Consider the following 22673-nt stretch of genomic DNA (forward strand, 5'->3'; position numbering starts at 1 on the left):
CAGGCGTGATCGATATCAACGAGTCCGTGATGCAGTTCCTTCTGGCGTTCATCGTCGTCGGGCCGCTTCTCGGCGCCGCCGCGGCTCTGCTGCCGGCCCCGCCCGGACTGAAGGGGAAGTCACCCGGACAGGCCGTGCTGCGCCACGGTGTGACCGTGACCGGCGCGGTCCTCGCCGCCGCGATCGTCCTGGTCCTCGGCTTCGACCACGACCAGCCGTCGAAGATGCAGGCCAGCACGGACATCAGCTGGATCCCCGCGCTCGATGTGCGCATCCACCTCGGCATCGACGGCATTTCCCTCCCCCTTCTGGTGATGACCGCGCTGCTGACCTTCCTCTGCGCGCTCTACTCCTACTTCAAGATGCCTTCGGGCCCGACCCCGAAGGCGTTCGTCGCCCTGCTGCTCGTCCTGGAGTCCGGCACCCTCGCCACCTTCGCCGTCCTCGATCTGCTGCTGTTCTTCCTCGCCTTCGAGATGGTCCTGATCCCGATGTACTTCCTCATCGCCCGCTGGGGCGGTGAGGGCCGGGCCCGTGCCTCGATGAGGTTCATCCTCTACACGCTGCTCGGCTCCGTGGTCATGTTGCTCGGCCTGCTGCTGATCGGTCTCAACGCGGGCACCTTCGACATGATGGCACTCGCCACTGACAACGGCCGGTCGCTGACCACATCCGTGCAGGTCATCGCCGTATTGGCGATCGGTCTCGGGCTCGCGGTGAAGACCCCGATGTGGCCGCTGCACAGCTGGCTGCCGGACGCCCACACCGCCGCCCCGACCGTCGGCTCGGTCCTGCTGGCCGGCGTCCTGCTGAAGATGGGTACGTATGGGTTCGTCCGAATTCTGCTGCCCGTGGCACCCGACGGCATGCGGACCTTCGCGCCCTACCTCGCCGCCTTCGCCGTCGTCGGGATCATCTACGGGTCCCTGGCCTGTCTCGCCCTCGCCAAACAGGGCGCGAAGGGCGATCTGAAGCGGCTCATCGCCTACTCCTCCGTCGGCCACATGGGCTTCGTCCTGCTCGGCATCGCGTCGATGACCCCGACCGGCGTGAACGGCGCCCTGTTCGCCAACATCGCCCACGGCCTGATCACCGGCCTGCTGTTCTTCCTGGTCGGCGCGCTCAAGGACCGTACCGGCAGCACCGACCTCGACGCGCTCGCCCAACAGACCGGCGCCGCGCTGTACGGCAGGGCCCCGCGCTTCGGCGGACTGCTCGCGTTCGCCGCGGTCGCCTCGCTCGGCCTGCCCGGTCTCGCCGGGTTCTGGGGCGAGATGCTCACCCTGTTCGGCGCGTTCGATCCGGGGGCCGGACTCAGCCGCCCCGCCTTCCTGACCTTCATGTCCATCGCCGCGTTCGGCACCCTGCTCACCGCCGCATACATGCTGATCGTGGTCCGCCGCGTCTGCATGGGCACCGTCCCGCAGGACGCCCCCCGGCTCGCCGACGTACAGACGTACGAGTACGCGGCCTGGGCCCCGCTCGTCGTCCTCACCGTCGTCGCCGGACTCTGGCCGAAGACCCTCCTGGGCCTGACCGACCCGGCCGTGCAGCAGCTCCTCTCAGGAGGCACCCGATGAGCGTCCTCGCCCAGCCCGGGGCCGCGTCCCTGGTCCAGTCCGTCGACTGGCTCGCCATCGCCCCGCCCACCATCGCCGCTGTGGTCGGCCTCGCCGTCCTCGTCGCCGACCTCTTCGTGGGCGAGCGCAGGAAGGCGCTGCTCGGCTGGGTGTCCGTCGCGGGCCTCGCCGCCGCGGCCCTGATGCTGCTGCCGCTCCTGGACGGCGACCGCTCCACGTTCTGCCTCACCGGCGACCCGGACGTGTGCAGCTACACCGCGGACCGCTTCACCCTCGTCATCCAGTTCCTGGTCCTCGGCGGCGCCCTGCTGACCGCCCTGCTGTCGGTCACCGCCCTCAAGGACCCGCGCGAGGGCCTCCCCGACGGCGAGTACTGGTTCCTGCTGCTGTGCTCCGCCGCCGGCGCCGCCCTGCTGCCCGCCTCCCGCGACCTGGCCACCCTGATCGTCGCCCTGGAGGTCGCCTCCCTGCCCGCCTTCGCGCTGGTGGGCCTCAAGTACGGCGACCGCAGGTCCTCGGAAGCCGCCCTGAAGTTCTTCCTCTCCTCGGTCACCGCCACCGCCGTCACCCTCCTGGGCGTCAGCTTCCTGTACGCCTCCACCGGCACCCTCTACCTCACGGAGATCGCCGCGCGGATCCAGGACGTGGACGGGCAACTGGGCACCCTCGTCCAGACAGGCCTGGTCCTGACCCTCGTCGGCTTCGCCTTCAAGACCGCCGCCGTGCCCTTCCACTTCTGGGTGCCCGACACGTACGTAGGCGCCCCGCTGCCGATCGCCGCCTATCTGTCGGTCGTCGGCAAGGCGGTCGGCTTCTCCGGCCTGATCCTGGTCACGGTCGTCGCCCTGCCGTCGTACGCCGACGTCTGGGGCCCCGCCCTGGCCGCGCTCGCCGCCCTCACCATGACCGTCGGCAACGTCGGCGCCCTCCGGCAGCGCGGCACGCGCGCGTACAGCGCGGTACGCCTGCTCGCCTGGTCCTCCGTCGGCCAGGCCGGCTACCTCCTCGTCCCGATCGCCGCCGCCGCGTACTCCGGCGACCCCGAACGCTCCGTCGGCTCCACCCTCGCCTACGCCCTCATGTACGCCGCCGTGAACCTGGGCGCCTTCGCCGTGGCCGCACTGGTGGCCCGTACGAAGCCCCGCAACCGCCTCACCGACTACCGGGGCCTGTACGCCACGAACCCCCTCACGGCCCTCCTCCTGGCGTTCTTCCTGCTCTGCCTGGCCGGACTGCCCCCAGGCATCATCGGCCTGTTCGCCAAGGTCACGGTGTTCTCCGCCGCCGTGGACGCGGGCCTCGGCTGGCTCGCCGTCGTCATGGCCGCCAACGTCGTGATCGCCCTGTACTACTACCTCCAGTGGACGGCCCTGCTCTTCCGCGCCCCCGAGGGCAAGCCCGCCGCCCACCGCGCCCCCGCGCCCGTCACCGCCGCCATCGCCCTGACGGCCGTCATCGGCATCGCCCTGTCCGGCGCCCCTCAGCTCGTCCTGCGCTTCGCGGACACGACCCTCTTCTGACCCGGGGCAGGGCGCGTCCTCGCGGCGCGCCCCTTATGGTCCCGTCTCCGTCCCGTCCCCCCTCACCCCTCCCGTGACCCGGACGGCCCACCCCGGCGCGCGCGAACAAAAGGGAACTAGCGGCCCTCGCCTGGCGTTGACCAGAACGGGAGGGTCCACTGGACGTGACACCACGGCACACCGGTGACCATCGGACATCAGACAGCAAAGGGTTCCCCTGCCGCACCACTTGGAGGGCGTACCGTGCACCGCCGGCACAACGGGCTCAGGACCGCAGTACTCCTCGGGGGACTGTCCGCACTCATCATCGTCATCGGCGGCCTCTTCGGCCGCACGGGCCTGATCATCGCGGTCCTGATCGCGCTGGGGACCAACGCGTACGCGTACTGGAACAGCGACAAGCTGGCGCTGCGCGCGATGCGGGCCCGCCCGGTGAGCGAGTTCGAGGCGCCTGCGCTGTACCGGATGGTGCGTGAGCTGTCCACGCAGGCCCGCCAGCCCATGCCGCGCCTGTACATCTCCCCGACGGAGGCACCGAACGCCTTCGCGACCGGCCGCAACCCGCGCAACGCGGCGGTGTGCTGCACGGAAGGCATCCTGCGCCTGCTGGACGAGCGCGAGCTGCGCGGTGTGATCGGCCATGAGCTGAGCCATGTCTACAACCGGGACATCCTGATCTCGTCGGTGGCCGGCGCCCTCGCCTCCGTGATCATGTTCCTGGTCAACTTCGCCTGGCTCATCCCCATCGGCCGCTCCGACGACGACGACGGCCCCGGCCTGCTCGGCATGCTGCTGATCATGATCCTCGGCCCGCTCGCGGCCACGGTCATCCAGCTGGCCATCAGCCGCTCCCGCGAGTACGAGGCCGACGCCTCCGGCGCCCAGCTCACCGGCGACCCGCTCGCCCTCGCCAGCGCCCTGCGCAAGCTGGAGGCGGGCACCAAGCAGCTTCCGCTGCCCCCCGAGCCCCGGATCGAGACCGCGAGCCACATGATGATCGCGAACCCGTTCCGCCCCGGCCAGGGCCTGTCCAAGATGTTCTCCACACACCCGCCGATGGCGGAGCGCATCGCCCGTCTGGAGCAGATGGCGGGCCGCCGGCCGTGACCCGCGCGGGGCGCCTCACCAGCCGGCGAAGCGCCGGTCCGTCGAGACGACCTCCTGCCCCAGCGGCATCAGGGAGAGCGGGATCATCTTGAGGTTGGCCCAGCCGAAGGGGATCCCGATGATCGACAGGAAGAGCGGGATGCTCGTGATGATGTGCCCGATGGCGAGCCACCAGCCCGCGAAGACGATCCAGATGACATTCCCGATCAGCGAGCCCACCCCGGCCCCGGGTTTGACCTGGGTCGTCCTGCCGAACGGCCAGAGCACATACCCGGCGATCCGCAGCGAGGCGACGCCGAACGGAATGGTGATGATCAGGATGAAACAGATGATCGCCGCCAGCGTGTAGGCCAGCGCCAGCCAGATCCCGCTGAAGATCAGCCAGAGGATGTTGAGGATCAGATTGATGATTTTCACAGTCACTGCCCCTTTGCGGATTCCGCTCGGGCCCGGTCCCACCTGCCAGTATCCAGCGTGCGCGCGGACAAGGGAAAACGCAGCGACTCCGCGCGGCTCCACGTCGACCCACGGGACGCGATACCGCACGGCGTGACCGACCCCGTACGGACGACCTGCGGGACATCGCGCCGACCTGGGGCTGGCGGGCGGACGTCACCGGTCTCCTGGCCGGCGAACCGTCCCCGGCACTGGAGACCCACGAACTGCTGGGCTGCGCGCCTCGGCGCGCTCTGCGCACGACGGTGGCACGCGCGCGTACCGAGGGTTCGGCACCGCTCGGGCCCCTGACCCTGGAGATCCTCGACCGCCACGCAACCGCCGTAGGCGAGTGGTACCTGGAGGAGAACCGCGTCCTGGGCGCCCGCCCCTGCGCCCGGAACCTGTCCCTGCTCGACCTCACGGTCGAAGGCCCGTCCTCCGAGGACACCCCAGGCGACCACCCGCAGTGCCCACCCCTGTCCCCGGGGCTACCGGACCCTGTCCGCATCGGGCGAGCCGTACGGAACCTGCTGGGACCTGGCCCACATACGACGGGAATCACCCCAGCCACCCCAACCACCACCCGTAGGCATGCTGGGCCGCGCGCCGCGCTGGACGCGGGAGAGCGGCCGCCGGGCGGGGCCAAGCTGCTCCGCGTCGACACGTCCGGGCCGCCCGGTGCAGCCGGCGGCAGAAGGACGGCTGCTGTCCTGGACACCGTCGGCGCACGGCCCCGGCGCGTCGACCTCACCCTCGCGCCCTGGTCGGAGCGGCCCCCGCTCGCGGCCGAGCAGGTCTGGCGGCTGTGGAGCGAGGGCCGCCCGCCCGAGCCAGGGAGCTGGGCCCGCTGCGACACGGCGGGCCGCGAGTTCTGGCCGAGGACGGCGCTGGACAACCACCCGCACGGCCGCCGGGACAGCCCCGCCGACACCACCTACCACCTCAACGGCCGCCACATCACCGCCCACCCCGGATTCTTCTGCGCCCTCGGCGAGGCGGTCAACGGCCCCGGGCTTCACCCTCGTCTGGCACCGGGCCGCCGTCGCCCGGAGTTGTCCACAGCGAGGTTATCCACATTCTCGGGGTTGTCCACAGGTCTCCCCGATTGTCAGTGCCGCACGGCACCATGAAGTCATGACCGAGAACGAGCAGTTGCTGAGGCTGGTGCGGGACAAGGCCCACAACGACCACTCGTGGGGCCGGACCTCCCTCCCCGCCCCGGTGGACCCGGCCACGGTGGCCCGCGCCGAAGCCACCCTGGGATTCCGGCTGCCCCCACTGCTCACGGAGCTGTACGTACGGATAGGCGACGGCGGATTCGGCCCGGAGTACGGTCTGCTGCCGCTGCTCGACAGCTCTCCCTCCGAGGAGTCGTCCTCGGTCGCCGAATACCTCACCCGGCGCGGCTGGAAGGGGGACGACGCCGACTGGCTCTGGCCCGAAGCCGTCCTGCCGATATCCCACTGGGGCTGCGGGATGTTCGCCTGCGTGGACTGCCTCGCCCCACAGGCTCCCGTCCTGCTCTTCGAACCGAACGCGGACGACGCGGAGCACGCCTGGTACCTGGACGCCCCGAGCCTCGACGCCTGGCTGCGCACCTGGATGGACGGCACAGGCTGGTACGAGGAGACGAACGAAGGCATGGACCTGACACCCTGGGAGTCCTCCCACACACGGACACCGCGAAGACCCACGAGCTAGGGCCCTCCCCGCCCCCCCCAGCTCCCCCTGCCTCCCTGCCCTCTGGTCCTGCAATCCCGGTTTCCGCCTGCCCGTGCCGCCCTACCGCGCGGCCCCCCACCGCCCACGCACCCCGTACGCCACCACGCCCACCATCAGCACCCCCACTCCCGCCACCACGGACCCCACCGGCAGGGCGAAGGCCAGCACCGCGCACCCGAGGAGGCCCAGCGCCGGCACCAGGCGATGCCTCGGTGCCGGATCGAGGGTCCAGGCCGACGCGTTGGCGATCGCGTAGTACGCCAGCACACCGAAGGAGGAGAAACCGATGGCACCACGCACGTCGACCGTCGCCGCGAGGACCGCGACCACCGCGCCGACGGCCAGCTCCGCCCGGTGCGGAACCTGGAAGCGAGGATGTACGACGGCCAGGGCGCCGGGAAGATGGCGGTCGCGGGCCATGGCCAGCGTGGTCCGGGAGACGCCCAGGATCAGGGCGAGCAGGGAGCCCAGCGCGGCCACGGCGGCGCCGACCCGCACCACCGGTGCCAGCTCCGGCATCCCGGCCGCCCGTACGGCGTCGGCGAGGGGCGCGCTCGCCCGCGCGAGACCGTCCGGGCCAAGGACGGAGAGGACGGCGACCGCGACGCACACATACACCGCCAGCGTGATGCCGAGGGCCAGCGGAATCGCGCGGGGGATGGTCCGCGCGGGGTCGCGCACCTCCTCGCCGAGGGTCGCGATGCGCGCGTACCCGGCGAACGCGAAGAACAGCAGCCCGGCCGCCTGAAGCACCCCGCCGACGCCACCGGACGCCCCGATGTCCAGCCGCCCCGCCTCGGACTCGCCCGACCCCAGACACACGACCACCACGAGAGCGAGGACCGCCAGCACGACCGCCACGATCGCCCGGGTCAGCCAGGCCGACTTCTGGACGCCGCCGTAGTTCACCGCGGTCAGCGCCACCACGGCCGCCACTGCCACGGCATGTGCCTGCCCCGGCCACACATACGCGCCCACGGTGAGCGCCATCGCGGCACAGGAGGCCGTCTTGCCCACCACGAACGCCCAGCCGGCCAGATAGCCCCAGAAGGGACCGAGCCGTTCGCGACCGTACACATAGGTGCCGCCCGACTGCGGATACCGGGCGGCCAGCCGCGCCGACGAGGCGGCGTTGCAGTACGCGACCGCGGCGGCGACCGCGAGCCCGAGCAGCAGACCCGTCCCCGCCGTGCGCGCGGCGGGGGCCAGCGCGGCGAAGACCCCGGCGCCGATCATCGAGCCGAGCCCGATGACCACGGCGTCACCGACGCCGAGCGTGCGCCGCAGTTCCGGCCCGGAGGACTGTGTCATGCGCCGCACCCTACTGATCGCTGCAACCGCCACGTACCGGGACGACGTCCTCTTCACCAACGCGACGCGAACAGCTGACCGACGCGCGCGAGGGGCACGACCGGGCGGCAACCGCATGACGTACGACGGCGCCACGCGCGGCCGGAGTGCCGCTCGGCGGGACGAAGATCACAAGGTGTGAACGGCACGGGCACAGTGCGGAAGGGCAGGTTCACGGCATGGGCATCATCAGCTGGATCATTCTGGGACTGTTGGCCGGAGCCATCGCCAAGTTCCTGCTGCCGGGTCGTGACCCCGGTGGCTTCATCGGGACGACCCTCATCGGCATCGCGGGCGCGTTCCTCGGCGGCTGGATCTCCGCCCGCTGGCTGGATCACCCGATCACCGAGGACTTCTACGACGGCGCCACCTGGGCCTCGGCGATAGGCGGCTCGCTGGTCCTGCTGATCATCTACCGCCTGCTGTTCGGCAACTCGCGCAGCTGACCGACCGCGGGCCGGGCAGCGGAAAGGGCGGGCGCCGTGCGGGCGCCCGCCCTTTCGGCCGGCTGCGGGGTCACCGGACGTGAGCGCCGCCGGGCGCCGGTAGGACCGGGCCGACGGCGGGCCGCAGGACGGTCACCGGTAGTTCACGAACTGAAGCGCGAAGTCGAAATCCTGTCCTTTGAGCAGGGCGATGATGGCCTGGAGGTCGTCACGGCTCTTGGAGGTGACGCGCAGTTCGTCGCCCTGGACCTGGGCCTTCACACCCTTGGGGCCCTCGTCACGGATGATCTTCGCGACCTTCTTGGCGTTCTCCTGGGAGATGCCCTCCTCGATCGAGGCGAAGATCTTGTACTCCTTGCCCGAGAGCTGGGGCTCGCCCGCGTCGAGCGCCTTCAGGGAGATTCCGCGCTTGATCAGCTTGGACTGGAAGACGTCGAGAACAGCCTTGACCCGGTCCTCGGAGTTGGCCTCCATGAGGATCTTCTCCCCGGACCAGGCGATGGAGGCGCCGACGCCCTTGAAGTCGTAGCGCTGCGAGATCTCCTTGGCGGCCTGGTTGAGGGCGTTGTCGACCTCCTGCCGCTCGACCTTCGAGACGATGTCGAAACTGGAGTCGGCCATGTCCTGTGGCTCCTTGTATCAGGGGGCGAAACGGATGCGTCACGACGGACCGCGAACGGGCGCCGAGCCCGGTGCAGAACCGGGTCCGCATCCGCACAAGCCTAGCCACCCACCTGGCCCGGAGCGCCGATCAATCGAGTGGCGGAGCACCCCTTGGCATCGGGTATTGTTTACGTCGTTGCCAGCGAGGACCGCCGAAAAGTGGTTCGAAAGGCAGCGTCCCCCGGCGGTGTGCCCGAGCGGCCAAAGGGAGCAGACTGTAAATCTGCCGGCTCAGCCTTCCCAGGTTCGAATCCTGGCGCCGCCACACGGAACAAAGGGTCCGTGGCCTGTGATCATCACAGGCCACGGACCCTTTGCCGTGTCCGCGCCCCGCTGCCGGCCGGGTGTAGGGGGCGATGTCAGTGGGGGCGGGCAGACTGGGGGTATGTCGTCGCGTCGCAGGAAGTGTGCCGAGTGCCTTCGCGAGATCGCTGTCGTCGCGGGGCGGTTCGCGCGGCACGACCCGCCCGGAACACGGGAGAGCGGGCGGCTCGTCTCGTGTCCGGGCTCACGCAGACCGGCACAACTCGGGGCCGTGCAGCCGGGCTTGGACGGATATGTCCTGCCGGAGTTCTCCGGGCAACTGCCGCTTTTCTAGCGGGAGCGGGGGACCGGCGGCGTCAGTTTCCCGCCACCGACTTGACCGCCACCGGGACCGGCGTCGAGCCGCTGATCAGTTCGAGGGTCAGACCGGCGGTCGCGGGGGTCTCCAGGAGTTCCGCCAGTACGGCGGCCACGTCGTCGCGGGAGACCGAGCCACGGCCGGTGTGCGCCTCCAGCCGGACCAGGCCCTTGCTGGCGTCGTTGGTGAGAGAACCGGGGCGCAGGATCGTCCAGTCCAGGGCGTCCAGGCCCCGCACATAGGCGTCGGCCGCGCCCTTGGCGCGCAGATAGCGGTCGAAGATCTCGTCGCCCGGGTGCCCGGGATCGGCGCCGTAGGACGACACGACGATGAAGCGCCGCACGCCCGCGCGGACCGCCGCGTCGGCGAACAGCACCGCGGCACCCTTGTCCACCGTGTCCTTGCGGGCCGCGCCGCTGCCCGGACCGGCGCCCGCCGCGAACACCGCAGCGTCCGCTCCCTGGAGATGCGCCGCGACCTCCTCGACCGACGCCGACTCCAGATCCACCAGAACCGGTTCGGCGCCCACCGCCCGCAGGTCGTCGCCCTGTTCCACCCGGCGGACGATGCCCGCGACCTCGTACCCGCGCGCGGAGAGCAAGCGCTCCAGCCGCAGCGCGATCTGACCATGACCACCAGCAATCACCATGCGCATGCCTTCGACCGTACGCCCGCACCGCGGCGTTTGCCGCATGCCTTTCGCACGGCACACGGGGCACGCGACTCACGGCAGCGCCCCACGCCTCACGTTGCGCGCCCCCCATACCTCCCGCACTCCCCGCGCCGCTCCGTCACGACAACTCCCCCCGCCCCTGCCGGGGCAGCCCCAACTCCGCAGCCGCCGCGGAGTTGCAGTACTCGCGGACCGCGCTGGTGCGGGCCACCACACGTCCCTTGTGCACCACGATGCGGCTGTAGGCCAGGGAGAGCGCGCCGGAGAGGCGGTCGCCCCGCACGGCCAGCAGTTCGGCGGGGAAACCGGCCTCCACGCGGACCTCGGGGAGGCCGAGTGCCGCGCGGGCGGCGGAGCTGACGCAGTCGTAGGCGTCCTCGGGGCGCAGACCCTCACGCGAGGCCAGGAGGTACGCGGCCTCCAGGGGGTCGCCGCGGCCGACCGGGTTGGACACATCGCGCAGGGCGCCGCCGCCCGCGGCGACCCGGACACCGGCGGCCCGCAGCAGCCGTACCGGAGCCGTGCCCGTGCCCCGGCGGTCGAGGCCGCCGCAGCCGCCCTGGGGCAGGCAGACCACCGTCACCCCGGCGGCGGCCAACTGGTCGGCGCCACGGGAGGCCAGCTCGGACGGGAGTTCGCCGAGGCCCCCGCACGGGCCCAGCGTCACCCCCGGCCGCAGTCCGCCGGCCATCGCGGCGAGCCGGGACAGCCGGGCCGGGTCGGCGGCGTCGGTGTGCAGGTCGACCGGGCAGCCGTGCTCGGAGGCCACGTCCAGGACCGCCTCCACGTAGCCCGTCGGGTCAGGGTCCAGGTCGGGGCAGCCGCCCACCACCGAGGCGCCCATCTTCACGGCGTCCCGCAGCATCGCCAGTCCGTCCGCGCCCGCCAGGCCGGTCAGCACGCGCGGCACCGCCACCGTGGTCAGTTCGGCGAGCCCCCGCAGCGAGCGCCGGGCCTGCAACACCGCCTCCAGCGCGCCCAGCCCCTGGACGTCGCCCACGCGCACATGCGCGCGCAAGACGGTGGCGCCGTGCCCGAGTTGCAGCAGGGCCGCCTCCGTGGCGCGGCGCTGGACGTCCCCGGGGTGGTACGAGACCGGGCCGTCCTCGTCGGCGGTGAGGGCGGTGTCGGCGTGGGCGTGGGGTTCGGCGGGGGCGGGCAGCAGCAGATAGCCGGTGAGGTCCACACGCGTGCCGCAGCCGCGGCCACCGCCCAGGCTGCCCGCCGTACCGACCGCCTCGATCCGGCCGCCGCCCAGCCGTACGTCCACGGTCCGGCCGTCCGTGAGCCGGGCGCCGCACAGGAGCAGCGACGCGGTGTCGTTGGCAGCCCAGGCTCCCGGCGAACACCCCGGTGAGCTGGGGGAAGGGCCTGGTGACGACGGCTGCGTACCGGAGACGGAATCGGCGATCGATTCGGCGATGGATTCGGATGCCCCTCCGGCCGGACCTACGGTCGGGCCCTCCGCCGGCCCTTCGGATGCCGCTTCAGGCGCCCCTTCGGATGCCGATCCTGATGCCGATCGGGAGGGCGAGGAGGAGGGCGATGGAGAGGGCGACGGGGAGACCGCTTCGGATGCAGAGCCGGACACCGAGCCGGAGGCGGACGTGGCGTCGGGGGGCGAAGCCGGTGGCGAATCGGGCGAGTGGGGCGGCTGCGGCTGGCTGTCGGGCATCGCGCTCCAGTGGCTCGTTTCTGTGGGCCGGGGCGTGTGGTTCCCGCTGTGCGGCTCTGGCCGTGTGCCGCCGCGCAAGATCACACAGAGTGAGTCGAGCCTAGGGTGGCGATCCGCGCGTCACGGGGAGGAGCGCAATAGTCGTACCGGTGTGGTTGTACAGGCGGGAGAGGCTTTTGAGGCGCCCGGGACAGCGGCGAATCGGGGCCGGGTCGGGGCCGGTACGAGGCGGGGACGAAGGCCGCGATCGGGGTGGACGGGTCCGGCGAAACGGATTTGGGTGAACGGCTGCCGAGCGTGTAATGTCTTCATCGCTCGCCCCAATAGCTCAGTCGGCAGAGCGTCTCCATGGTAAGGAGAAGGTCAACGGTTCGATTCCGTTTTGGGGCTCTGGTGTGTGAGGTTCCCGTCGTAAGGCGGGGCCCGACCGCATCACAGCGGTGTAGCTCAGTCGGTAGAGCAAGCGGCTCATAATCGCTGTGTCACCGGTTCAAGTCCGGTCACCGCTACTGACAGTAGCCGATTGCGGGGTCGGTCCTTCGATCGGCTACTCTTTTATGCGTTCAACCTTCCTATCCCGTCAAGGAGCACTCACGTGGCTGCCACCGACGTCCGCCCGAAGATCACGCTGGCCTGCGTGGAGTGCAAGGAGCGGAACTACATCACCAAGAAGAACCGGCGTAACAACCCGGACCGACTGGAGATGAAGAAGCACTGCCCGCGTTGCAACGCGCACACTGCGCACCGCGAGACGCGCTGAATCAGGCTCGTACACGAGGCCGCCCCCGTATCCAGGGGGCGGCCTCGTGTCGTTTGACAGGCCGGTGTCCGACGGGCCGGCGCACAGGCCGTGGCCCGGCGGCCGTGACAGCAGACATCAGGAGGTCCGGAGCCATGGCGCTCGACCAGTCCTTCGTGGGCCGGAGCTACCCGCCCACCGAGCCCTACGAGGTGGGCCGGGAGAAGATCCGTGAATTCGCGGAGGCGGTGGGGGACGCCCATCCGGCCTATACGGATCCGGAGGCGGCCAAGGCGCTCGGTCACCCGGATGTGATCGCGCCGCCGACCTTTGTGTTCGCGATCAGCTTCAAGGCCGCGGGAGAGGTCATCGCGGATCCGCAATTGGGCCTGGACTACAGCCGTGTGGTGCACGGCGACCAGAAATTCTCCTACGTCCGTCCCGTCCGCGCGGGTGACCGGCTGACCGTGACCTCGACCATCGAGGCGATCAAGTCCATGGCCGGTAACGACATCCTGGACATCCGCGGTGAGGTGCGCGACGAGGCCGGCGAGCACGTCGTGACCGCCTGGACCAAGCTCGTGGCCCGCGCGGCCGGGGAGGCGTGAGCACGATGACCGCCAAGATCGCCTATGCCGACGTAGAGGTCGGCACCGAACTGCCCGCGCAGAGCTTCCCCGTGACGCGCGCCACCCTCGTCCGGTACGCGGGGGCCTCCGGGGACTTCAACCCGATCCACTGGAACGAGAAGTTCGCCACGGAGGTCGGGCTGCCGGACGTCATCGCCCACGGCATGTTCACCATGGCCGAGGCGATCCGTGTGGTGACCGACTGGACCGGTGATCCGGGGTCGATCGTGGAGTACGGCGTCCGCTTCACCAAGCCGGTCGTCGTCCCCAACGACGACGAGGGCGCCCTGATCGAGGTCTCCGGCAAGGTCGCGGTCAAGCTCGACGACAACACCGTGCGCGTGGATCTGACGGCGACCAGCGGCGGGCAGAAGGTGCTGGGGATGTCTCGGGCGGTCGTCCGGCTGGGTTGAGTCGTACGCAGAGGTCGGTAGTAAGGGGCACTCGCCATGGCGAGTGCCCCTTACTCGTCCCCCTTACTCGCCCCCAGACCGGCAGCCTCTGCCTCTTTCCCTCTCCCCTTGACCAAGTTAGTGATTGAGTACTAACTTGGCTGCATGGTCAGGATGAGCGCAGCGGAGCGGCGGGAGAGTGTCATCCGCGCGGCGGCGCAGGAATTCGCCCGCGGTGGCTATTACGGCACCTCCACCGAGACCATCGCCAAGAAGGTCGGTGTCTCACAGCCGTATCTCTTCCGGCTCTTCCCGGGCAAGAAAGCGATCTTTCTGGCGGCCGTCCAGCGATGTATGGACGACATCACCCGGACCTTCGAGGAGGTGTCCGACGGACTGGAGGGCGCGGAGGCCATGACCGCCATGGCGAACGCCTATGCCCGCCTCGTCCAGGAGGACCCCGACCGGCTGCTGATGCAGATGCAGATGTACGTCACGGTCGCCGCCGCCGAACAGGCCGGTGACCATGAGCTGGGTGACGCGGTGCGGGCCGGCTGGATGCGGCTGTGGGACACCGTGCATCTTCCGCTCGGCGCGGACGTCCACGAGACGACGAATTTCATGGCGCACGGCATGCTCATCAACTCGCTGGTCGCGATGGGGTTCCCGCCCGAGCACCGGGTCTGGGCGGGGTTGTATCCGTCCGCGCGGGATGCCGGCCGCCTGGAGATCTGAGGGTCCCGCCCGCGCGGGCGGGAACATGAGGCATGAGGGCCTTGCTCTGCCGTCGGTCGTTCCATGATCGATGAAGGTAGTTAGCGATAATTAATTGACTAGCCGCCTTCGGCGGGGTCGGCTTTCTCCATTTCCCACCCTCCTGACCTCTGAATTTAGTTATTGATCACTAATCAATCAGCAAGAGATCCGTCCTCTCACTGGGGGAGCGATGTCACAGCACAACGCCAAGGGCTATCAGACACAAGGGCGCGCCGCGCCGGGCGTACGTCGTGGGGGCATGGGCTGGGCGCTGGCCATCACCGGTGTCGCGGGGTTCATGGCGGCCCTGGACAACCTCGTCGTCACCACCGCGCTGCCCTCGATCCGCGAGGACCTCGGGGGCGCGCTGCACGATCTGGAATGGACGGTGAGCGCCTACACGCTCACGTTCGCTGTCCTGCTGATGTTCGGCGCGGCGCTGGGGGACCGGTTCGGGCGGCGGCGGATGTTCATGGGCGGGCTCGCCCTGTTCACCGTCGCGTCCGCCGCCGCGGCGCTCGCGCCCGGCATCGACGCCCTGATCGCCGCCCGCGCGGTGCAGGGCGTGGGCGCGGCCGTCATGATGCCGCTGACGCTGACCCTGCTCACGGCGGCCGTTCCGGCCGAGAAGCGGGGAATGGCGTACGGCATATGGGGAGCCGTGAACGGGCTCGCCGTCGCCTCCGGGCCGCTCATCGGCGGCACGCTCACCGAACACGTGTCCTGGCAGTGGATCTTCTGGCTGAACGTTCCGCTGGGCATCGCCCTGCTGCCGCTGGCCCGGCTGCGGCTCGCCGAGTCGTACGGCACCGGTGCCCCGCTCGACATCCGCGGCACCCTGCTCGCCAGCGGCGGGCTCTTCGGAATCGTGTTCGGGCTGGTGCGCGGGCCCGCCGAAGGCTGGACCGGCACCCCCGTGCTGCTCGGGCTGTTCGGCGGCGGTGCGCTGCTCGCCGGGTTCGTGCTGCACGGCAGCCGCGCCGCCGCGCCGATGCTGCCCATGCGGCTGTTCCGGTCGCGCGCGTTCGCCGGGATCAACGCGGCGAGCATGCTGATGTTCCTGGGCATGTTCGGGTCGATCTTCCTGCTCAGCCAGTACATGCAGGGCGTGCTCGGCTACTCGCCCACCGAGGCGGGCCTCAGGATGCTGCCCTGGACCGCCATGCCGATGCTTCTCGCGCCCCTCGCCGGCATCCTGTCCGACCGGATCGGCGGGCGGCCCGTCGTCGCCGCGGGGCTCTTCTTCCAGGCGGCCGGGCTCGGCTACCTCGCGACCGTGGTGACCGCCGACGCCTCCTATGCCGGCCAGTTGCCCGGACTGATCCTCAGCGGCATCGGCATGGCCCTCTTCTTCGCGCCGGCCTCCGCCCTCGTCATGGCGAGCGTCGTCACCAAGGAGCAGGGCATCGCCTCCGGCGCCAACAACGCGCTGCGCGAGGTCGGTGGCGCGCTCGGCATCGCCATCATGTCGTCGATCTTCGCGGCCCAGGGCGGCTACGAGAGTGCCCAGAGCTTTGTCGACGGGCTCCGGCCCGCCCTTGTCGTCGGCGCGGCGCTGGTCGCACTCGCGGGCGCCGCCGCCCTGGCGATCCCCTCCCGGCGGGCCGCCGCCGCGCGCCCGGGTGGTGCCGACACGGCTCCCGCGCGCGTACCGGCCGACCGGCTCGCCGACACCGTCTCCCGCTGACCCTCCGGCCCGCTGACCCGTCTGACCCGCCGGATCCGCCGGATCCGGGTGACCTGTCCGACCCGCCGGATCCGGGTGACCGGTCCGACCCACCCGCATCGCCCCTCCACCGCACCCCACCCACCGGCTTCACCCGAGAGGAGCCCGTCATGCCCACCCTTCCCTGGACCGTTCCCAACCCCCCGCCTCCCGCGTCCGACGTGTACGTCTTCGCGTCCCGTTTCGAGACCCGCACCCTGTGGGGCGCCCTGTGCTTCTTCGCCCGTACGCCTCAGGTGTGGCGGCAGGTGAGCCATGCGCCCGGCGCCTACGGGGCCACCCTCAAGGCGCAGATTGTCCGGCGGACCTTCTGGACGCTGTCCGCGTGGGAGTCGCCCCAGGCCCTCAAGGAGTTCGCCCGTTCCGGCCCGCACGCGCCGACCGCCCGGGGCCTCGCGCCCCGGATGCGTGACGCCGCGTTCGCCACCTGGACGACCCCGGCCGACCGGCTGCCGGTGACCTGGGAGGAGGCCCGACGGCAGCTGTCGTCGGCCCAGGCGTCCGCATCCCAGGCGTCCTCGTCACCAGGGTCATCGTCATCGTCGTAGGCGACACGCCGAAGTGGAGGGCCGTACGACAGCTTCGCGCGGTCCTCCACGCGCGCGTGAAGGACCGCATTTCCCGTACGCCGCTGTCCTGGCACGGCGTTGTCAGTGCCGTCTCGTAGTCTTGGGCGCGTGCAGGAACTCCACGACGCCCCGCTCGCCCCGCTGACCACCTTCCGGCTGGGCGGCCCCGCGACCCGGCTGGTCACCGCGACGACGGACGCCGAGGTGATCGACACGGTCCGCGCGGCCGACGCCTGCGGTACGCCGCTGCTGCTGATCGGCGGCGGATCCAACCTGGTCGTCTCGGACAAGGGCTTCGACGGCACCGCCCTGCGCATCGCCACCCGCGGGTTCGACCTGTCGGGCACGCGGCTGGAAGTGGCCGCCGGTGAGGTGTGGACCGACGCCGTCGCCCGCGCGGTGGACGCCGGGCTCGCCGGGATCGAGTGCCTGGCCGGCATCCCGGGCTCGGCGGGCGCGACCCCGATCCAGAACGTGGGGGCGTACGGCCAGGAGGTCTCCACCACCATCACCGAGGTGCTCGCCTACGACCGCCGCGCGGGCGAGACGGTCACGCTCACCAACGCCGAGTGCGCCTTCTCCTACCGGCACAGCCGCTTCAAGGACGACCCCGAGCGCTATGTCGTCCTGCGTGTCCGCTTCGCGCTGGAGGACGCGGGCGGGCTGTCCGCGCCGCTGAAGTACGCCGAGACCGCCCGCGCGCTGGGCGTCGAGGCGGGGGAGCGCGTGCCGCTCGCCGACGCGCGCGAGACCGTGCTGAAGCAGCGGGCCGGGAAAGGCATGGTCCTGGACGCCGAGGACCATGACACCTGGTCGGCCGGTTCGTTCTTCACCAACCCGATCCTCACCGACGCCGACTTCGCGGTGTTCCACGCGCGCGTGCGGGAGCGGCTCGGCGACGGCGCGGCACCGCCCGCCTATGCGGCGGGGGAGGGCCGTACCAAGACCTCCGCGGCCTGGCTGATCGACAAGGCCGGCTTCACCAAGGGCTACGGCAGCGGCCCGGCCCGGATCTCCACCAAGCACACCCTCGCCCTCACCAACCGGGGCGAGGCCACCACCGAGGACCTCCTCGCCCTCGCCCGCGAGGTCGTCGCCGGAGTGCGGGACGCCTTCGGGATCACGCTGGTCAATGAGCCGGTGACGGTCGGCGTCAGCCTGTAGGGGGCGCGGTGGCCCGGCAGAGGAGCAGGTCAGTACGCCACCCCCACCCCTTGCTTCACCGTCCGCGCGTCCGTCAACGCCGCCAGCATCGCGTGTGCCACGTCGGCGCGGCCCAGGAAGCGGCCCTTGCGCGGGAAACCGCCGACGACCGTGCGGTAGACGCCGGTCAGCGGCTTGTCCTGGAGGCGGGGCGGTCGTACGACCGTCCAGTCCGTGGCGCTGCGGGCCAGCTCCGCCTCCGTCTCCCGCAGGTCGGCGTACACGTCCTTCAGGACGGCGGAGACGATGCCGAGCACCGCCCGGTCCAGCGGCCCCTCCCCCTCCGCCTTCGGACCGACCGGCGCGGCGCTGACCACCACCAGCCGCCGGACCCCCTCCGTCTCCATCGCGCGCAGCACCGCACGGGTCAGACGGCTCGTGATCCCGGCGTCCTTGCGGCTGCGGGCGCCGAGCCCGGACAGCACGGCGTCGCGCCCGGCGACCGCGTCCCGCAGTGCCTGGGGATCGCCGAGGTCCGCGCGGAACACCTCCAGGCCCGTACCGGTCACCGGCAGCCGCGCGGGATCCCGTACCACCGCGGTGACCTGGTGGCCCGATGCCAGTGCCTGGCGGACGATCTCGCGGCCGACGCCGCCGGTCGCGCCGAAAACGGTGAGTTTCATGACGTACTCCGTACTCCCGTGGAGCGACTGAGCGGGTGAGTGAACACTCACCCCTTGTCCGCTCCAGAGTGGGTAGGCGCTCACCCACCCGTCAAGTGCGGAGAGCCCCAGTGAACCCGGTGAGCCCGGTGAGTGCCGAGAGCGCGGCGGCCGGAGGGGGTGCGACCCTTGGGTGTCATGCAGCAGAGACCGGCCCGCGCCCGCATCCTCGACGCCGCCCATGAGCTGATGCTCTCGGTGGGGCTGGCCCGCGCCACGACCAAGGAGATCGCCAGGGCGGCCGGGTGTTCCGAGGCGGCGCTGTACAAATACTTCGCCAACAAGGAAGAGCTGTTCATCAAGGTGCTCACCGAGCGGCTGCCACCCCTGACGCCCCTGCTGAGCGCCCTCGCCGCCGAGCCGGGCGGGGGCTCGCTGGAGGAGAACCTGACCGAGATCGCCCGGCAGGCGTCGCTGTTCTACGAGCAGAGCTTCCCGATCGCCGGGTCCCTGTACGCCGAGACCCAGCTCAAGCGGCGGCACGACACGGCGATGCGCGAGATGGGCCTCGGGCCGCACCTCGTCATCCGGGACCTGGAGAGCTATCTGCGCGCCGAGCGCGCGGCGGGCCGGCTGCGTCCCGACGCGGACACCTTCGCCGCCGCCTCCCTGCTGCTCGGCGCCTGCGCCCAGCGCGCGTTCGCCTACGACGCGACCCAGGACGGCGTACGGCCCCCGGTCGACGACTTCGCCCGGCGGATCTCCCGCACCCTGGTCGCCGCGATAGCGGCCTGACGGCCCGCCCGCCGCCCGCTCCCGCACCGGCCGTCGGCCGTCACCACCCAGCCGGTTGCCGCCCGGCACGTCGTCAGCCCGTCACCGGGCAGCCGGCCGTCGGCCCGGCCGGTCACCGGGGCGGCCAGTAGGCGGCCGCGGTCACGGCAAGCCGGTCACCACCACGGTCTCCACCAAGCCGGTCACCACCACGGTCACCACCCACCCAGCCGCCAGTCAGACACCGGGCGACCAGCCTTCAGCCGGTCACGGCCCGCCCCGCAGTCAGCCGGTCGTCAGCCACTTGTCGACCCCCGTCAGCAGCTCCCTCTTCTCCGTCTCCGGTGCCGCCGACGCCCGGATCGACTGCCGGGCCAGCTCCGCCAGCTCGGCGTCCGAGAAGCCGTGGTACTCGCGGGCCACGTCGTACTGGGCGGCCAGCCGCGAGCCGAAGAGCAGCGGGTCGTCGGCGCCCAGCGCCAGCGGGACACCGGCCTCGAAGAGGGCGCGCAGCGGGACGTCCTCCGGCTTCTCGTACACCCCGAGCGCCACATTGGACGTCGGGCACACCTCGCAGGTGATCTGCCGGTCCGCGAGCCGCTTGACCAGCTGCGCGTCCTCCGCCGCGCGCACCCCGTGCCCCAGCCGGTCCGCGTGCAGATCGTCCAGGCAGTCGCGCACCGACGCCGGACCGGTCAGCTCGCCGCCGTGCGGCGCCGACAGCAGCCCGCCCTCGCGCGCGATGTGGAACGCCCGGTCGAAGTCGCGCGCCATGCCGCGGCGCTCGTCGTTGGACAGCCCGAACCCGACCACGCCCCGGTCCGCGTACCGCACCGCGAGGCGGGCGAGCGTGCGCGCGTCCAGCGGATGCTTCATCCGGTTCGCCGCCACCAGCACCCGCATCCCGAGCCCGGTCTCCCGGCCCGCTGTCTCCACCGCGTCCAGGATGATCTCCAGCGCCGGGATCAGCCCACCCAGCCGCGGCGCGTACGACGTCGGGTCGACCTGGATCTCCAGCCAGCCCGAACCGTCCTTGAGGTCCTCCTCGGCGGCCTCGCGCACCAGCCGCTGGATGTCCTCCGGGTCCCGCAGGCAGGAGCGCGCGGCGTCGTAGAGCCGCTGGAAGCGGAACCAGCCCCGTTCGTCCGTGGCCCGCAGCTTCGGCGGTTCGCCGCTGACCAGGGACTCGGTCAGCACGTCGGGCAGCCGCACCCCGTGTTTGTCGGCCAGTTCCAGCAGGGTCGCCGGGCGCATCGAGCCGGTGAAGTGCAGATGCAGATGGGCCTTCGGAAGAGCGGAGACATCACGTACACGTTCCATTCCAGGATCCTGCCGCACCGCCCGCGCGTGTCGGTACCGCTTTCCCCGTTCGTGGTCTTGCTCGCACGAAAAAACGGGCCGCCTCCCCGAGGGGAAACGGCCCGTCCATACATATGTGCGGGTCAGTCGCGTGCCTCCGCCAGCAGCTTCTGGATCCGGCTGACGCCCTCGACCAGGTCCTCGTCACCGAGCGCGTACGACAGCCGCAGATAGCCCGGCGTGCCGAACGCCTCGCCCGGGACCACCGCGACCTCGACCTCCTCCAGGATGAGCGCGGCCAGCTCGACCGTGTCCTGCGGGCGCTTGCCGCGGATCTCCTTGCCGATCAGCGGCTTCACCGACGGGTACGCGTAGAACGCGCCCTCGGGCTCGGGGCAGAGCACGCCGTCGATCTCGTTGAGCATCCGCACGATCGTCCTGCGGCGCCGGTCGAACGCCTCGCGCATCTCCTCGACGGCCGTGAGGTCACCGGAGACGGCGGCCAGCGCGGCGGCCTGGGAGACGTTGGCGACATTGGACGTGGCGTGCGACTGGAGGTTGGTCGCGGCCTTGACGACGTCCTTGGGGCCGATGATCCAGCCCACCCGCCAGCCGGTCATGGCGTAGGTCTTGGCCACGCCGTTGACGACGATGCACTTGTCGCGCAGGGCGGGCACCAGGGCCGGCAGCGACGGGGCCGTGGCACCGCCGTAGACCAGGTGCTCGTAGATCTCGTCGGTCAGCACCCACAGGCCGTGCTCCAGCGCCCAGTGGCCGATGGCCTCGGTGTCCTCGCGGGAGTAGACGGCGCCGGTCGGGTTGGAGGGGGAGACGAACAGAACGACCTTCGTGCGGTCCGTGCGGGCCGCCTCCAGCTGCTCGACGCTGACCCGGTAGCCGGTCGTCTCGTCGGCGACGACCGGGACCGGGACACCGCCGGCCAGCCGGATGGACTCCGGGTAGGTGGTCCAGTACGGCGCCGGGACGATGACCTCGTCGCCCGGGTCGAGGATCGCGGCGAACGCCTCGTAGATCGCCTGCTTGCCGCCGTTGGTGACGAGGATCTCCGACACGTCGGGCTCGTAACCGGAGTCGCGCAGCGTCTTCGCGGCGAGGGCGGCCTTCAGCTCGGGCAGGCCGCCGGCCGGGGTGTAGCGGTGGTACTTGGGGTTCTTGCACGCCTCGACGGCGGCCTCGACGATGTAGTGCGGCGTCGGGAAGTCGGGCTCACCCGCGCCGAAGCCGATGACGGGACGCCCGGCGGCCTTCAGGGCCTTCGCCTTGGCGTCCACGGCGAGGGTGGCGGACTCGGAGATCGCCCCGACGCGGGCCGAGACCCGGCGCTCGGTGGGAGGGGTTGCAGCGCTCATGGGTCCCATGGTTTCAGACCCGAAACCTGCCCGGCACGCGGGTTTCATCTACTGAACAGGATCGGTCCGGCCCCAGAACATCCGTCCGGAACCGCCGCATGGCCAGGTGATCTTCCGGTGATCTGCGCCCGAACCCGTACGGACAGCGCTCCCACGGGCGCATTCTGTTCGACGCCCGGCCCCGGAACACGTACACTCTCACCTCGTTGGCTTTCAGCGGGCCGCGCTCACCCGGTGCACACCGAGCACCCGGGCGGATGCGGTACGTTGGGGGGCACGCAAAGGGTCGTAGCTCAATTGGTAGAGCACTGGTCTCCAAAACCAGCGGTTGGGGGTTCGAGTCCCTCCGGCCCTGCTTCACGCATCACCAGGATGTGTGCGCAGGTATCTACAGCATTGCACCGCCGTGCGGCTCGGACCGGGCGCGGCACGGCCACGACCCGGGACCAGGTGAGGATGAATGACGGACGCCGTGGGCTCCATCGACACGCCTGATGCCCAGGATGAGACGCCGGAGTCGAAGAAGAAGACTCGTAAGGGCGGCAAGCGTGCGAAGAAGGGCCCCTTCAAGCGGTTCGCGCTGTTCTACCGCCAGGTCGTCGCCGAGCTTCGCAAGGTCGTCTGGCCGACGCGTAATCAGCTGACCACGTACACCACCGTGGTGATCATCTTCGTTGTGATCATGATCGGCCTCGTTACTCTGATTGACTATGGCCTTGACCACGCAGCGAAGTACGTCTTCGGCTGAGTTGAAAGCGAAGGGCGCCCTGACCGGCGCCCCTTTCGCGTGTTCCACCCCCATGTATCCAGGAAGAAGC

General features: G+C 70.9%; 23 protein-coding genes, 4 tRNA genes and 1 pseudogene. 20 read left to right on the top strand and 8 right to left on the bottom strand.

Going from position 1 to position 22673, the window contains the following annotated elements; all coding sequences use genetic code 11:
• Positions 1-5: 5 nt before the first annotated feature.
• From ACFRFC_RS25435 to htpX, 3 genes are all read left to right on the top strand, one after another.
• A complete protein-coding gene (locus ACFRFC_RS25435) occupies positions 6-1580 on the top strand; it encodes a NuoM family protein (protein WP_382680315.1) in 1575 nt (524 codons plus the stop codon).
• Positions 1577-3100: an NADH-quinone oxidoreductase subunit N gene (locus tag ACFRFC_RS25440; protein ID WP_382680316.1), complete on the top strand. Its 1524-nt coding sequence runs from the start codon at positions 1577-1579 to the stop codon at positions 3098-3100. Before ACFRFC_RS25435 ends, ACFRFC_RS25440 begins: the two co-directional genes overlap by 4 nt.
• Positions 3101-3343: 243 nt before the next feature.
• Complete coding sequence (htpX, locus tag ACFRFC_RS25445; RefSeq protein WP_382680317.1) at positions 3344-4207, top strand: zinc metalloprotease HtpX; 864 nt, start codon at positions 3344-3346, stop codon at positions 4205-4207.
• 15 nt (positions 4208-4222) lie between these two features.
• Here htpX and ACFRFC_RS25450 read toward each other — a convergent pair whose 3' ends face one another.
• Positions 4223-4624 carry a YccF domain-containing protein gene (locus ACFRFC_RS25450; protein WP_382680318.1) on the bottom strand — a complete coding sequence of 134 codons (402 nt, stop codon included), beginning with the start codon at positions 4622-4624 and terminating at the stop codon, positions 4223-4225.
• A gap of 284 nt (positions 4625-4908) precedes the next feature.
• Between ACFRFC_RS25450 and ACFRFC_RS25455 the strand changes: the two genes are divergently transcribed.
• Together ACFRFC_RS25455 and ACFRFC_RS25460 are read left to right on the top strand one after the other, a co-directional pair.
• A complete protein-coding gene (locus ACFRFC_RS25455; protein WP_382680319.1) occupies positions 4909-5775 on the top strand; it encodes a hypothetical protein in 867 nt (288 codons plus the stop codon).
• Between the two features lie 4 nt (positions 5776-5779).
• Positions 5780-6346: an SMI1/KNR4 family protein gene (locus ACFRFC_RS25460; protein ID WP_382680320.1), complete on the top strand. Its 567-nt coding sequence runs from the start codon at positions 5780-5782 to the stop codon at positions 6344-6346.
• 81 nt (positions 6347-6427) lie between these two features.
• Here ACFRFC_RS25460 and ACFRFC_RS25465 read toward each other — a convergent pair whose 3' ends face one another.
• On the bottom strand, positions 6428-7678 hold the full coding sequence (locus ACFRFC_RS25465; protein ID WP_382680321.1) for an APC family permease: 1251 nt from the start codon (positions 7676-7678) through the stop codon (positions 6428-6430).
• A gap of 218 nt (positions 7679-7896) precedes the next feature.
• Between ACFRFC_RS25465 and ACFRFC_RS25470 the strand changes: the two genes are divergently transcribed.
• A complete protein-coding gene (locus tag ACFRFC_RS25470) occupies positions 7897-8163 on the top strand; it encodes a GlsB/YeaQ/YmgE family stress response membrane protein (protein WP_382680322.1) in 267 nt (88 codons plus the stop codon).
• Positions 8164-8295: 132 nt separating this feature from the next.
• Here the strand turns inward: ACFRFC_RS25470 and ACFRFC_RS25475 are convergent, their stop codons facing one another.
• The gene (locus ACFRFC_RS25475; protein WP_382680323.1) at positions 8296-8784 is read right to left on the bottom strand and encodes a YajQ family cyclic di-GMP-binding protein; all 489 of its coding nucleotides are present in this window, start codon (positions 8782-8784) and stop codon (positions 8296-8298) included.
• Positions 8785-9009: 225 nt separating this feature from the next.
• On the opposite strand from ACFRFC_RS25475, the gene ACFRFC_RS25480 reads away from it, so the two are divergent.
• Both ACFRFC_RS25480 and ACFRFC_RS25485 read left to right on the top strand, forming a co-directional pair.
• Positions 9010-9091, top strand: a tRNA-Tyr gene (locus ACFRFC_RS25480).
• Between the two features lie 120 nt (positions 9092-9211).
• The gene (locus ACFRFC_RS25485) at positions 9212-9424 is read left to right on the top strand and encodes a hypothetical protein (RefSeq protein ID WP_382680324.1); all 213 of its coding nucleotides are present in this window, start codon (positions 9212-9214) and stop codon (positions 9422-9424) included.
• Between the two features lie 22 nt (positions 9425-9446).
• On the opposite strand, the gene ACFRFC_RS25490 is transcribed toward ACFRFC_RS25485, so the two are convergent.
• Together ACFRFC_RS25490 and ACFRFC_RS25495 are read right to left on the bottom strand one after the other, a co-directional pair.
• A complete protein-coding gene (locus ACFRFC_RS25490) occupies positions 9447-10103 on the bottom strand; it encodes an NAD(P)H-binding protein (RefSeq protein ID WP_382680325.1) in 657 nt (218 codons plus the stop codon).
• Between the two features lie 136 nt (positions 10104-10239).
• Positions 10240-11532, bottom strand: a complete 1293-nt coding sequence (locus ACFRFC_RS25495; RefSeq protein WP_382680609.1) for an amidohydrolase family protein — start codon at positions 11530-11532, stop codon at positions 10240-10242.
• Between the two features lie 581 nt (positions 11533-12113).
• Here ACFRFC_RS25495 and ACFRFC_RS25500 point away from each other — a divergent pair.
• From ACFRFC_RS25500 to ACFRFC_RS25540, 9 genes and pseudogenes are all read left to right on the top strand, one after another.
• Positions 12114-12186, top strand: a tRNA-Thr gene (locus ACFRFC_RS25500).
• Positions 12187-12232: 46 nt separating this feature from the next.
• Positions 12233-12305: transfer RNA gene (locus tag ACFRFC_RS25505), tRNA-Met, on the top strand.
• A gap of 86 nt (positions 12306-12391) precedes the next feature.
• Positions 12392-12556, top strand: a complete 165-nt coding sequence (gene rpmG, locus ACFRFC_RS25510; protein ID WP_003948671.1) for a 50S ribosomal protein L33 — start codon at positions 12392-12394, stop codon at positions 12554-12556.
• A 134-nt stretch (positions 12557-12690) separates the two neighbouring features.
• The gene (locus tag ACFRFC_RS25515; protein WP_382680326.1) at positions 12691-13143 is read left to right on the top strand and encodes a MaoC family dehydratase N-terminal domain-containing protein; all 453 of its coding nucleotides are present in this window, start codon (positions 12691-12693) and stop codon (positions 13141-13143) included.
• A 5-nt stretch (positions 13144-13148) separates the two neighbouring features.
• Positions 13149-13577, top strand: coding sequence for a MaoC family dehydratase (locus tag ACFRFC_RS25520; RefSeq protein ID WP_382680610.1), 429 nt, complete (start codon positions 13149-13151; stop codon positions 13575-13577).
• Positions 13578-13721: 144 nt separating this feature from the next.
• On the top strand, positions 13722-14291 hold the full coding sequence (locus ACFRFC_RS25525) for a TetR/AcrR family transcriptional regulator (protein WP_382680327.1): 570 nt from the start codon (positions 13722-13724) through the stop codon (positions 14289-14291).
• Between the two features lie 211 nt (positions 14292-14502).
• Complete coding sequence (locus ACFRFC_RS25530; RefSeq protein WP_382680328.1) at positions 14503-15999, top strand: MFS transporter; 1497 nt, start codon at positions 14503-14505, stop codon at positions 15997-15999.
• A gap of 149 nt (positions 16000-16148) precedes the next feature.
• Positions 16149-16526, top strand: a pseudogene (locus ACFRFC_RS25535) (hypothetical protein); the annotation flags it as partial.
• Positions 16527-16715: 189 nt separating this feature from the next.
• Positions 16716-17771 (top strand): UDP-N-acetylmuramate dehydrogenase, encoded by a 1056-nt coding sequence (locus ACFRFC_RS25540; RefSeq protein WP_382680329.1) that lies wholly within the window; start codon positions 16716-16718, stop codon positions 17769-17771.
• Positions 17772-17800: 29 nt separating this feature from the next.
• On the opposite strand, the gene ACFRFC_RS25545 is transcribed toward ACFRFC_RS25540, so the two are convergent.
• Positions 17801-18433 carry an NAD(P)-dependent oxidoreductase gene (locus tag ACFRFC_RS25545; RefSeq protein WP_382680330.1) on the bottom strand — a complete coding sequence of 211 codons (633 nt, stop codon included), beginning with the start codon at positions 18431-18433 and terminating at the stop codon, positions 17801-17803.
• A gap of 177 nt (positions 18434-18610) precedes the next feature.
• Between ACFRFC_RS25545 and ACFRFC_RS25550 the strand changes: the two genes are divergently transcribed.
• On the top strand, positions 18611-19207 hold the full coding sequence (locus tag ACFRFC_RS25550) for a TetR/AcrR family transcriptional regulator (protein WP_382680331.1): 597 nt from the start codon (positions 18611-18613) through the stop codon (positions 19205-19207).
• 264 nt (positions 19208-19471) lie between these two features.
• On the opposite strand, the gene ACFRFC_RS25555 is transcribed toward ACFRFC_RS25550, so the two are convergent.
• Both ACFRFC_RS25555 and ACFRFC_RS25560 read right to left on the bottom strand, forming a co-directional pair.
• Positions 19472-20506, bottom strand: coding sequence for an adenosine deaminase (locus ACFRFC_RS25555; RefSeq protein ID WP_382680332.1), 1035 nt, complete (start codon positions 20504-20506; stop codon positions 19472-19474).
• 122 nt (positions 20507-20628) lie between these two features.
• Positions 20629-21855 (bottom strand): pyridoxal phosphate-dependent aminotransferase, encoded by a 1227-nt coding sequence (locus tag ACFRFC_RS25560; protein ID WP_382680333.1) that lies wholly within the window; start codon positions 21853-21855, stop codon positions 20629-20631.
• 282 nt (positions 21856-22137) lie between these two features.
• Between ACFRFC_RS25560 and ACFRFC_RS25565 the strand changes: the two genes are divergently transcribed.
• Together ACFRFC_RS25565 and secE are read left to right on the top strand one after the other, a co-directional pair.
• A tRNA-Trp gene (locus ACFRFC_RS25565) sits at positions 22138-22210 on the top strand.
• Positions 22211-22315: 105 nt separating this feature from the next.
• Entirely contained in the window at positions 22316-22603 is a 288-nt protein-coding gene (secE, locus tag ACFRFC_RS25570) for a preprotein translocase subunit SecE (protein WP_382680334.1), read from the top strand.
• The last annotated feature ends 70 nt before the right edge of the window (positions 22604-22673 follow it).

This window comes from Streptomyces sp. NPDC056734, from assembly GCF_042790455.1.
Classification (GTDB): domain Bacteria; phylum Actinomycetota; class Actinomycetes; order Streptomycetales; family Streptomycetaceae; genus Streptomyces.